At 58.7% G+C, this 12,018-nt stretch carries 8 protein-coding genes and 1 tRNA gene; 5 read left to right on the top strand and 4 right to left on the bottom strand.

Annotated elements, in window-relative coordinates:
* Window positions 1-126: 126 nt before the first annotated feature.
* From D0Y96_RS15485 to D0Y96_RS15475, 3 genes are read right to left on the bottom strand one after another with little or no spacing between them, the layout of a single operon-like run.
* Complete coding sequence (locus tag D0Y96_RS15485; RefSeq protein ID WP_117301659.1) at window positions 127-900, bottom strand: LytR/AlgR family response regulator transcription factor; 774 nt, start codon at window positions 898-900, stop codon at window positions 127-129.
* Window positions 897-2,036 carry a sensor histidine kinase gene (locus tag D0Y96_RS15480; RefSeq protein ID WP_117301657.1) on the bottom strand — a complete coding sequence of 380 codons (1,140 nt, stop codon included), beginning with the start codon at window positions 2,034-2,036 and terminating at the stop codon, window positions 897-899. The genes D0Y96_RS15485 and D0Y96_RS15480 overlap by 4 nt, the downstream gene beginning before the upstream one ends.
* Before the next feature lie 17 nt (window positions 2,037-2,053).
* Window positions 2,054-2,392: a hypothetical protein gene (locus tag D0Y96_RS15475; protein ID WP_117301655.1), complete on the bottom strand. Its 339-nt coding sequence runs from the start codon at window positions 2,390-2,392 to the stop codon at window positions 2,054-2,056.
* A 50-nt stretch (window positions 2,393-2,442) separates the two neighbouring features.
* Here D0Y96_RS15475 and D0Y96_RS15470 point away from each other — a divergent pair, with 50 nt between their 5' ends.
* From D0Y96_RS15470 to D0Y96_RS15460, 3 genes are all read left to right on the top strand, one after another.
* Window positions 2,443-3,714, top strand: a complete 1,272-nt coding sequence (locus tag D0Y96_RS15470; protein WP_117301653.1) for an efflux RND transporter periplasmic adaptor subunit — start codon at window positions 2,443-2,445, stop codon at window positions 3,712-3,714.
* A 30-nt stretch (window positions 3,715-3,744) separates the two neighbouring features.
* A complete protein-coding gene (locus D0Y96_RS15465; protein ID WP_117301651.1) occupies window positions 3,745-6,846 on the top strand; it encodes an efflux RND transporter permease subunit in 3,102 nt (1,033 codons plus the stop codon).
* A gap of 87 nt (window positions 6,847-6,933) precedes the next feature.
* Window positions 6,934-7,026 (top strand) — tRNA-Ser (locus tag D0Y96_RS15460).
* Window positions 7,027-7,321: 295 nt separating this feature from the next.
* Here D0Y96_RS15460 and katG read toward each other — a convergent pair.
* Window positions 7,322-9,514, bottom strand: coding sequence for a catalase/peroxidase HPI (gene katG / locus D0Y96_RS15455; RefSeq protein ID WP_117301648.1), 2,193 nt, complete (start codon window positions 9,512-9,514; stop codon window positions 7,322-7,324).
* Window positions 9,515-9,657: 143 nt separating this feature from the next.
* On the opposite strand from katG, the gene D0Y96_RS15450 reads away from it, so the two are divergent.
* Both D0Y96_RS15450 and D0Y96_RS15445 read left to right on the top strand, forming a co-directional pair.
* Complete coding sequence (locus D0Y96_RS15450; protein ID WP_117301646.1) at window positions 9,658-10,614, top strand: LysR family transcriptional regulator; 957 nt, start codon at window positions 9,658-9,660, stop codon at window positions 10,612-10,614.
* Between the two features lie 111 nt (window positions 10,615-10,725).
* A complete protein-coding gene (locus tag D0Y96_RS15445) occupies window positions 10,726-12,009 on the top strand; it encodes an MFS transporter (protein ID WP_199480370.1) in 1,284 nt (427 codons plus the stop codon).
* Window positions 12,010-12,018 lie beyond the last annotated feature (9 nt).

Here is a 12,018-nt window from a genome sequence, read left to right as displayed (position 1 = left end):
AGTACCTGAGTGACTCCTGCGGAGAAGCTGCGAAAGACTGATCGCAATGTAACGAAGAATACAAGGAAAACGAAGGCAAAAGTGAGGGGTTTATCGGGAAATCCGATTCTTTTTGCGGAGGAGATTTCAGGCGCGGCTGACGGCGAGGAGATTCTGCCAGCCGGTTTTGCTCATCTTCAACCGCTGGCCATTGAGCAGCACGACCGATCCTTCGCTGCGGCCTTCGCGAAATATCTCACGAACCTGATCGACATTGACGATGGTGGAGCGGTGAATGCGCACGAACTTCTTCGGGTCGAGGGTACAGGCGAGCTGTCGGATAGTTTCCCGCAGCATGAGGCTTCTTGCTCCAACGTGCAGGCAGGAGTAGTAGTCGGCGGCTTCGATCCATTCGATCTCGCTGACGCTGATGAAGGATTCCTTCGCGCCGTTGGGCACGAGAAGGCGACGGGGATACTCCTTTGGAGCGTCACTGCTTTTCTCAAGGCCTGCGAGCACGGAGCGCAAACGCTCCTGCGTGAGCAGCGCGTTGCGGGAGGCGATCTGTTCCCTGACGCGAAGCAATGCCGACTGCAGGCGCTCGGGCTCAACCGGCTTGGTGAGGTAGTCGAGCGCATGCACCTCGAAGGCCTGCACGGCATATTGATTGTGCGCGGTGACGAAGACAGTGACCGGCATATTTGCCGCACCAATCTGCTCGAAGACGTCGAAGCCGTCCCTGCCTGGCATCTGGATATCGAGGAACAACAGGTCGATGCGGGATTCCCGCAGAGCGGCGACGACCTCCCTGCCGTTACGGCACTCGCCGGCGAGCTCGATCTCTTCGCTGCCGGCGAGAAGAAACCGCAGCCGCTCGCGAGCCAGAGGCTCATCATCGGCGATGAGGGTCTTCAGCTTCATCTTCCGCCGTGTTCGTAGGGAATGGTGATAGCGACCTCGAAGCCGCCGGCGTCGAGCGGCCGGGCATGCATCACGAATTCGTCCTGATAAAAGTGCATGAGGCGCTCGCGGGTGTTTTTGAGTCCGATGCCGTGCCCATTCTGCTGAGGCGTGCTGACTCCGGGGCCGGTGTCGCGGACCCGCAGATGCAGACGGTGACCGTCGCAGCGAGCGGTTGCCTCGACTACACCGGCTGCTTCGCAGTGCGCTATGCCGTGGCGAATCGCATTCTCGACGATGGGCTGAAGCAGAAAGCAGGGCACGAGACCATCGAGGGCGCCGGGATCGACCCTGATCTCGATGCGCAGGCGATCGGCAAAGCGGATCTGCTCGATGGCCAGATAGTTCTCGACGATTTCGAGCTCCTGCGAGAGTGGAACTTTTTCAGGGGTGGTTCGTTTGAGCGTGCTCTTCAGGATTGCGTTCAGGTGGCCGAGCATCTCTGAAGCTTCACTCTGCCTGCCGAACTCGACGAGCGTGGTGATTGCATTCAGCGTGTTGAAGAGGAAGTGCGGCTCGAGCTGCATCTGCAGGGTGCGCAGATGGGCGGCGGAGAGCTGCTTCTGCAGCTCCAGCGACTTGATCGCATCGCGCTGCGCGCGAATCTGATATTCGATCATGCCGGTGATGCCGAGGACGAAGCCGTAGATCAGGATCTCAATGCCGAAGCGGTTGATGTTTAACAGGCCGGTCCAGACCGATAGTGCAGACGCATGGCCACGCCACTCGGGCGTGATAAAGCCGAGGCTTCCGAGAAGAAGCAGATGCGCCACTCCGAGCGCGGAGCCCGTCAGGATATGGAAGGTCACGCCTTTGGGGGAAAAGCTCGACAGAACAGGAAAGCGGCGGCCAAGTTTCCAGATGATGCTGGCGATCATGGCCCACCATCCCCAAAGCACGGCCCCATACAGAAGAGAAGGAAAATGCAGAATGGACCGGCACTCTTCCGCGGTTGCGAGCGCAAGGACGGCGGCCACGGAAAGGATGATCACATATCCGCCGAAGCGGAAGCCGTGATGCGGAGAAGGAGCCGCCGCACCTCTTCCGAATGAGGGCAACGTTTGCGCATACGATGGAACAGCCGTAAGAGTGTCCATATCTGTCCTTCCCGAAATCAGGGACTGTCTACAGAGATGTTGCCGGCCTGAAAGCGCAGCCACCCGGGATTCAACGAGTATCCCTCATTAAACACTTTCGGGAAGTATCGTACATCCGCTGTGCCCCGGAATATCGTGCAGGTCTTTCTGCAGACCACATGCTTTCTCCATAGCATGGCTCTTTCCGCATGCATCTTCCACAGCTTTGCAGGGAGCGGCGTGAATTCTGCAGGGAAGGCGATTTCGCCTTCTGGAGATTGCGGCAGCCTGGGCTCGTCCTGTCTGCTCGGGTATTGCCGGCGCTTTCTTTTCGCAATCTCCAGTGTTCCCTGCAATTTTGAGCTGTTCGGCTGCATAACTGTGTTTCGGCGGAGGAGGATGTGGCTTCCTGATACAGGAGTTGTCTGTGAAGCCACTGAAAAGCAGCAACAAACCGATTCTTCCGGAAGCGCTGGTTGCTTTGGGGGTGCTGGCGTGCCTGTCGCTGACGTCCTGCTCGCGTGTTGTTGTCGATGCGAACTCCACGCCTCCGGAAGGGGTTCCGGTTCGCGCGGCGCTGGCGGTCACAAAGGATGTTCCGCTGGAGATTACGGCGGTGGGCAACGTCGAGGCGATGAAGAGCGTGGAGGTAAAGCCGCGCACGACGGGGCAGATTCAGCGTGTTGCGTTTCAGGAAGGACAGAACGTCACCAAAGGGCAACTGCTGTTCGTGATCGATCCGGATGCACTCGAGCGGCAGGCCGCGGAAGAGCAGGCACAACTGGAGCGCGACATAGCGGTGGAGCAGCAGACCCGCGCGATCGTTGCCCGCGACGCGGCTTCGCAGAAGCAGAGCCGGTCGGAAGCGGAGATTGCACAGAAGCTGGGAGCGCTGGGTGTTTTGTCGGGGCAGCGCGTGAATCAGATGCTAACGACGAGCGATACGACACAGGCTGCGCTCCGCTCCGATGAGGCAGCGGCCGCAGCGGCGACGGATACGACGAAGGCGGACAGGGCGCGGCTTAGCCAGACACAGCTGCAGCTGAGCTTCACACAGGTGACGGCTCCGATCAGCGGGCGAGCCGGAGCTGTAATGGTGACTGCAGGCAACGTGGCAAGAGAGAACGATACGACGCTTGTGACTCTGCTGCAACTGGCTCCCGTCTATGTGGCATTCAGCATTCCGGAGCAGGAGCTGGCTGAGGTGCAGAAGCTGAATGCGCATGATCCTCTGAAGGTGGAAGCGGGCAGCGGCGAGGGAGCCACGCAGGAGGGCTCTCTCGCATTCATCAACAATGCTGTGGATGCCACGACCGGAACGATTCAGCTCAGGGCGGTGTTTCCCAACACGAATGAAGCGCTGTGGCCGGGGGAGTTTGTTCACATCCGGCTGCGACTGGCGGTGGAGAACGGAAAGGTTGTGGTGCCGGAGTCTTCGATTCAGAACGGGCTGGATGGGAAGTATACCTGGGTGGTTCGATCGGGCATTGCGACTGTGACGCCGGTGACGATATCGCGGACCTATCAACCGGAAGGCAGCGCAGAGGAGGCGGTTGTCAGCAGCGGGATTCGCGCGGGAGAGATGGTGGTGACGGAGGGACAACTGAGGCTGACACCCGGCGCCAGAGTCTCACTGCTGAATACTCCTCGCGGAGCCTCGCCACATGCTTCGGCAGCAGATGATCCATCCGGCGAATGAGCGCTGTTCGCTGCAGACAGGCGAGGTGTTATGCGCTTTACGGATTTCTTCATTCGTCACAAAACCACCACAACGCTGCTGATGGGCGCGATTGCCGGCTTTGGAGCGCTCAGCTATGCGTTTCTGCCGGTGAGCAACCTGCCTGAGGTGGAGTATCCGACGATTCGCGTGTCGGCTGCGCTGCCGGGAGCGAATCCGGACACGATGGCAACAACGGTGGCAACTCCGCTGGAGAGCGAGTTTTCGACGATTCCCGGCATCGAGAATATGACGTCATCGAGCGAGGCGGGAGAGACCCACATCACGCTTCACTTCAACCTGGATCGCAGTGTGGACGCGGCGGCGCAGGATGTGCAGGCGGCGATCTCGCGCACGGCGGGCGCGCTGCCGCAGAATATGCCATCACCGCCTTCGTATTCGAAGGTGAATCCGGCAGACGATCCGATTCTGTGGCTGGAGATGTCGTCGAAGACGATGGCGCTCGATGACTTTGCGAGATACGCCAATCAGGTATTTGCGAAGCGGCTCTCGATGGTGAGCGGCGTTTCGCAGGTGGAGGTGTATGGGCCGGAGCAGCCTGCGATTCGCGTCGAGGTTGATCCTGACCGGCTGGCTTCGTATGGCGTGGACCTTGAAGAAGTGCGAAGCGCGCTGAGCACGAACAGCGCCAACCTGCCGGCAGGCGCACTGTACGGCAGCAACAAGGATTACTCCCTGCAGACGGACAGCCAGCTTGCCACGGCAGCGGCCTATTCGCAGCTTATCGTGACGTACAGAGACGGATCTCCGCTGCGGCTGAACCAGATTGCCCATGTCATCAACAGCTCTGACAACGACAAGCGAGCCTTCTGGATTAACGGCAGGCGGAGCATCATTCTCGCGGTGCGCAAGCAGCCGGGAACAAATACGGTCGAGGTCGCGGAGAGCCTCAAGGCCGTGATTCGATCGCTGCGCGACTCTATGCCCCCGGGTGTGACCTTCGGGAATGTTTCAGACAATGCCGATATTGTGCGCGATTCGATTGCGGAGGTGAATCACACGCTGATTCTGACCATTGCTCTGGTCGTGCTGGTGATTTATCTGTTTCTTGGCTCGATATCCGCCACGCTGATTGCGGCTGCGACGATTCCGGTCTCTCTGCTGGGATCGTTCATCGTGATGCGGCTGCTTCATTACTCCGTGGACATGTTTTCGATGATGGCGATCACGCTCTCGGTCGGCTTTATTGTGGACGATGCGATTGTGATGATCGAAAACATTGTGCGACATCGCGAGATGGGCAAGACGGGGATGCAGGCCGCGGTGGATGGAGCGAGCGAGATCGGCTTCACGATTGTTTCGATGACGGTTTCACTCGTGGCCGTCTTTCTGCCCATTATTTTTCTGAATGGCGTGCTGGGGCGCCTGCTTCGCGAGTTCGCAGTGACGATTTCCGTTTCCATACTGCTTTCGGCGGTCGCGGCACTCACACTAACCCCTATGCTGTGCAGCCGTTTTCCGGGTTCGCGGCAGCAAACGCCCAACTGGCTGCAGAAGCATTCGGAAAAGGTCTACGGCCTGCTGGAAACGGCCTATCAGCGCTCGCTTGCATGGGTTCTGCGCCATCAGCGAGCGACGATCGCCGCCAGCCTTGCGATGACGGCGATGACGGCGTTTCTTTTTGTCGTCATGCCGAAGAGCTTTATGCCGGAGGTGAATGTTCCCAACTTCTCGGGAACGCTGGAGGCTTCGCAGGATAACTCGTTTGACCGGATGATTGCGTATGGGAACGAGGTCAACAGAATTCTTGCGCGGATTCCATGGATGGAAAGTAATTTGTCCGGAGTGGTCTCGCAGAATTCAGGATGGTTCTGGGTCAATCTCAAAAACGACCGGCACCGCCCGAACGTGAAGATCCTTCTTGCCGCGCTGCAGAAGCAGCTGGATGCGATTCCGGGGCTGAATGTTTATCTGAAGCAGGGGGATTATGTGACCCTGGGTGAAGACGAGGGACGGTCACAATATTCGGTAGCGCTGGAGGCACCGGATGCGGAGGAACTGTACCGATGGGCTCCCAGGCTGAAGGCAAAGCTGCAGTCTCTGCCGGAGCTGGTCAACGTTTCGAGCGATCTGCAGATGAGCGCGCCGCGCGTTAATGTCGACATTCGGCGGGATCTGGCGATGTCACTCCACATCGATCCGGAGAAGATTGCCAATACTCTTTACGATGCCTATGGAAACCGGCAGGCGGCGGCGATCACCGTTGCTTCGGAGCGGTACTACGTAATTATGGAGGTGGCAAAGCAGTATCAGCGCGATCCGGAATCGCTGGGGAGCCTTTATATTCGGTCGGACACGGGCCGCCTTGTGCCGCTCTCTGCCGTGACGACACTGAGTCAGACGGTCGCTCCGCTGACGGTGAATCATGTGGGGCAGTTTCCGGCGGTGACGTTTCAGTTCGATCTGAAGCCGGGCGTCTCACTGGATGCGGCCACCGCGATTGTCCGGCGGGCGGCGGAAGAGACCGGCATGCCGGCGACGATGACCTTCACCTTTCAGGGGATGGCGGCGCAGTTTCAGAGCGCGCGCAGGGGGCTTGGGCTTCTGCTGGTTATCGCGGTGCTGGTGATTTATCTGGTGCTGGGCATGCTTTACGAGAGCTTTCTTCACCCGATTACGATTCTTTCAGGCCTGCCCCCGGCCGCGATTGGGGCACTGCTCACGCTGCTGCTGTTCGGGCAGGACCTTAACCTTTATTCGTTTCTCGGCATTATTCTGCTGATCGGCATCGTGAAGAAGAATGCGATCATGATCGTCGACTTTGCGCTCGATGCGGAGCGAACGGGGCGGATGGCTCCGGAAGAGGCTGTTTACCAGGGATGTCTTCAGCGCTTTCGTCCGATCATGATGACGACTATGGCGGCGCTGCTCGGGGCGCTTCCCATTGCGCTTGGCAGCGGCATGGGCGGCGAGGTGCGCCGGCCGCTCGGCATTGCGGTGGCCGGGGGACTGCTTGTGTCGCAGTCGCTGACGCTTTACCTGACACCGGTCGTTTATCTGTGGCTGCAGTGTCTGCCCTGGAGGCGAAGAGATAAAGGGATGGATACAAGGCAATCCCTGGATCAGGTGTGGGATGTGACGATCTCCGGGTAGCGATAACGGCTGCAGCGCCGTCGCTGGATGTAGTGAACTGGATTCAGGGGCTGCCGGGTCCATGCTAAACTGTTGCAACAGCGCCGTGGAGAGATGGCCGAGTGGCTGAAGGCGGCGGTTTGCTAAACCGTTATAGGGTCAAAAGCTCTATCGGGGGTTCGAATCCCCCTCTCTCCGCCAGATCATTCTTCGCCGCTGATTGACAGCATTTCCTGCTTAAAACCTCTGCATCCGGTCGCCGTTCGGCGAGGCTCATTCTCGTAGTTTGCTTATTTACTGATTGCGTATTGAGCGGCTGTACCAACTCCACTGATGCAGCAGACTTTAAATCGTTCTATTTCCACAAAGACAGAGCGAGCAGCGGTCTGGCTGGGCGGCGGTCATTCCATGCTGATTATTATCGGGGGCTCGAACTTCGACCCGGTCCGGGATTATTCGGCAACAGGTCGAAGTCGAGCACTGAAGACTGTGGAGTTTACTGGTGGGATTCCGCCAGATCGAAACGATCGAGGTTCATCACCTTGTTCCAGACCGCGACGAAATCATGAACAAACTTTCCGTGTGCGTCCGAACTTCCGTAGACCTCAGACAGTGCCCGGAGCTGGGCATTGGAGCCGAAGATAAGATCAGCACGCGTCGCCGCCCACTTCACTTCCCCTGTGCCGCGATCTCGCCCTTCGAACACGTCCTGAGACTCTGAAGCCGCCTTCCAGACCGTGCCCATGTCGAGCAGGCTGATGAAAAAGTCGTTGGTCAGTGCCTCGGGCCGTTTGGTGAACATGCCATATCCGGTTTGCCCGACGTTGGTGTTGAGCACACGCATGCCGCCAACGAGCACGGTCAGCTCCGGCGCGGTGAGCGTGAGCAACTGTGCCTTATCCAGCAGCGTGATCTCAGCAGGCGCATGGCTGCCGTTTGTGTAAGAGCGGAACCCGTCTGCGGCCGGTTCAAGCACCGCGAAGGATTCCACATCGGTCTGCTCGGCGGAAGCATCCATACGACCAGGAGTGAAGGGAACGGTTATGCTGATACCCGCATTCCTCGCGGCCTGTTCGACACCTGCGCCACCGGCCAGAACGATCAGATCCGCAAGCGAGATCTTCCTGCCGCCGGACTGCGATTGGTTGAAGTCGCTCTGAATCTTCTCAAGCGTCTTCAGCACCTTCTCCAGCTGTTCAGGCTGATTGACCTTCCAGTCTTTCTGCGGAGCAAGGCGGATGCGCGCGCCGTTGGCGCCGCCACGCTTGTCGGAACCACGATAGGTGGACGCCGATGCCCATGCGGTGGAGACCAGCTGCGAGACCGTTAGCCCGGAAGCGAGGATCTTCTTTTTGAGGGACTCAACATCCTGTTCGTCGATGAGTACATGATTGACTTCAGGAATCGGGTCCTGCCAGATGAGCTCTTCCTTCGGAACCTCAGGGCCGAGATAGCGTGCCCGAGGGCCCATGTCACGGTGCGTCAGCTTGAACCATGCGCGAGCAAAAGCATCCGCAAACGCATCCGGATTTTCGAAGAAACGTCTCGAGATCTTCTCGTACGCCGGATCGAGGCGCAGAGCGATATCGGTGGTCAGCATGGCCGGCGCTTTCCGCTTTGACGGATCATGAGCGTCCGGCACCGTGCCTGCGCCCGCGTCACCCTTCGGTTTCCACTGGTGCGCGCCACCCGGACTCTTCGTCAGCTCCCATTCATAGCCGAAGAGGTTCCAGAAGAAGTTGTTGCTCCATTTTGTCGGCGTGCTGGTCCACGTTACTTCGAGGCCGCTGGTGATGGCGTCACCCGCGATGCCGGTGGCGTAAGCGCTCGACCAGCCCAGGCCCTGCTCCTCGATCGGAGAACCTTCGGGCTCTCGTCCCAAATGCGCTCCAGGACCGGCTCCGTGCGTCTTGCCGAAGGTGTGACCGCCCGCGATCAACGCGACAGTCTCTTCATCGTTCATCGCCATGCGGCCGAAGGTCTCGCGGATATCTCTGGCGGCGGCGACCGGATCAGGAATGCCTTCCGGGCCCTCCGGATTGACATAAATCAGACCCATGGTTGTAGCGCCGAATGGATTTGCGAGATCGCGTTCCCCGGAATAACGCTTGTCCGTTCCCATCCAGGTTGCCTCAAGCCCCCAGTTGACATCCATATCCGGCTCCCAGACGTCCGCGCGTCCGCCGGCGAAGCCGAAGGTTTTGAAGCCCATGGATTCCAGAGCAACATTTCCGGCAAGGATCATCAGATCGGCCCACGAGATTTTCTTTCCATACTTCTGTTTGAGCGGCCACAGAAGACGCCGCGCGCGGTCGAGGTTGACGTTATCGGGCCAGCTGTTGAGGGGAGCAAAACGCTGCTGGCCCCTGCCGCCGCCGCCTCGGCCATCGCCAATGCGATAAGTGCCTGCGCTGTGCCATGCCATGCGAATAAACAACGGACCGTAATGGCCGAAATCCGCCGGCCACCAGTCCTGTGAATTTGTCATCAGCGCGGTGAGATCCTTCTTCAGCGCTTCGTAGTCAAGGCTTTTGAACTCCTCGGCGTAGTTGAAACCTTCGCCCATGGGATCGGACTTCGATGAATGCTGGTGCAGCAGGTTCAGGTTCAACTGGTTCGGCCACCAGTCACTGTTTGTTCTGGCCTCGCCGCTGCTGTGATGGAACGGGCATTTTGCTTCGGTTGCCATGTGTGTTTCTCCTTCTGGTTGGCTTGGTTCAGCTGATGGGGTTCGCGTGAAACCCAAAGGATCGATCTCAACGAACTGAATGTAGCATTATGATGATGGATAGTTCCAATATGTACATCGCATCTCAGGTATAGGTATTACCTATGGAGTTTCACCAGTTACGATATGTCTGCGCCGTCGCGGAGACGGGCAGCTTCAGCCGCGCTGCCGAGCGCTGCCGGATCGCTCAGCCCTCACTCTCCCAGCAGGTACTAAAGCTCGAGGAAGATCTTGGAGTAAAGCTCTTCGACCGGCTGGGACGCAGCATCCGCATTACCGAGGCCGGCCGCGCCTTTCTGCCCCATGCCCGCTCGATTCTGGAGCGAATGGAAGCGGCACGATCGAGCGTGTCCGACAGAAACGCGGACGCTCGCGGCAGCGTAGCCGCAGGTGTTATTCCAACCATTGCGCCCTATCTGATGCCGCGCTGTACGGCGGCCTTCTCAAAGAGATATCCCGAGGCGAAGCTGCGAATCGTCGAAGAAACGACTCCCATTCTCATCGAAAGCCTGCGGGACCTGTCGATCGATCTCGCGATTCTTGCCCTGCCTCTACGCCACAAGGACCTGGAGCTGTTTCCGGTCCGAACTGAGCCGCTTTTCGCCGCACTGCCGAAAGACCATCCAGGCTGCGCCGCAGAATCACTTGCCCTCAGAAATCTCCGCGGAGAACCCTTTGTTATGTTGCGCGACGGCCACTGTTTCCGCGACCTGAGCCTCGCAACCTGCACCCGAGCCCGCATCACGCCGAACATTGCCTTCGAAAGTGACCAGTTCAGCAGTGTTCTTGGCATGGTTGCCGCCGGCGTCGGCATCTCGATTGTTCCGGAAATGGCTATAGATCGGAATGCCGGCTGCGGCTTTGTGCGCCTCAGCGATACTCGCGCGATTCGCACCATCGTCGCCGCCGTTCTGCGTGGGCGCAGCTTTAACCGCGTTCAGCAGGATTTTCTGTCGGCGATCTCGAATGGAGTACAAAGACGTGATCCATCGGGTGCGGCTCGCCGCCTGAAAATGGTTACTGCGAGCCGTTCGACTTCGGGGCTGAAGAAGGGCTCCTGACTGAAGAGACCCTTTTGACCGTCGAAGGCTGAGGCCTGTCTATCTGCAGGCCATAACACCTGCACGGCCGCTGTCAGCAGCTAAGATGGACTTCAGCTGCCGGGGGTGTGCGTGGATGTAACTGAACGAAATGTAACGCGCGAGCGGCGCAGAGCTGCCGCCGCCAGCCTGATTGGAACCACCATTGAGTGGTACGAGTACTACATTTACGGCGCAACCGCAGCGCTGGTTTTTCCGCAGCTCTTCTTCCCTGTTCACAATCGCTTCGTCTCTACGATGCTGTCGTTCGCGTCGTTTGCCGTGGCGTTTGCGGTAAGGCCGATCGGGGCTGTGGTGTTTGGACACTTTGGCGACCGGCTGGGGCGCAAAACGACGATGGTCGTCACGCTGGTGATGACCGGCATTGCAACGTTTCTGGTAGGCGTGTTGCCGACCTACGCCCGCATCGGAATATGGGCGCCGGTTCTGCTGGTGGCGTTTCGTCTGGTACAGGGCTTTGCGGTAGGCGGCGAGTGGAGCGGCTCTGCACTGATGGCGCTGGAGTGGGGCGACCAGAAAAAGCGGGGCGCCGCGGGCTTGTGGTCGCAGCTCGGCACTTCCGTGGGACTGATTCTGTCGATCCTCGCTGTTATGCTGTCCAGCTACTCGACCGGCAGTAACTTTCTCAGATGGGGATGGCGCATCCCCTTTCTGCTCTCCGGCTTCCTGATCGTGATTGGGCTGGTTGTTCGATTCTCAGTGGAAGAGACGCCGTCGTTTGCAAGGAAAGTACGGTCGGGCGAGATAGAGACGCATCCGTTTCGCTTTGTGATGACGCACTATCTGCGTGAGACGGTGCTGGTGGCGCTTTTGCGCATGTCAGAAAATATGCCGTACTACATCTTTACGGCTTACATTCTGGACTATGCCACGGAGACCGCGCATCTTACCCGCACGTTCGTATTGATGGCGACACTTGCGGCTGCCGTGGTGGATCTGGTTCTTCTGCCGGTGTTTTCCATACTGAGCGACCATGTTGGGCGGCGCAGGATGTACTATGCCGGGTGTGCTGTTCTGATCGCCATGGCATTTCCTTACTTCCGGCTTCTGAACTCCGGCAACAGGACACTTATCTTCCTTGCTATTTCTTTCTCGCTGCTGTCGCATGCGATGCAGTACGGCGTGGAAAGCTCGCTCATCTCGGAGCAGTTTCCTGTGGGGGTGCGGTACACGGGCGCAGGAGTGGGGTATCAGCTTTCATCCATAGTGGCAGGCGGCCCCGCTCCGCTGATTGCTTCGTATCTGCTGGCTACGTTCGGCAGCGGTTATGCCATTGCGGCGTATCTGGTATTTGGCGGCATCGTCTCCATCGTGGCGCTGCACTTTATGGAAGATCGCAGCGCACATGAGATGTGATTTTGTTCC

This window comes from Paracidobacterium acidisoli (assembly GCF_003428625.2).
Taxonomy (GTDB): domain Bacteria; phylum Acidobacteriota; class Terriglobia; order Terriglobales; family Acidobacteriaceae; genus Paracidobacterium; species Paracidobacterium acidisoli.
The sequence above is the reverse complement of the archived record's forward strand: the minus strand, read 5'-3'. Positions and strand labels throughout refer to the sequence as shown.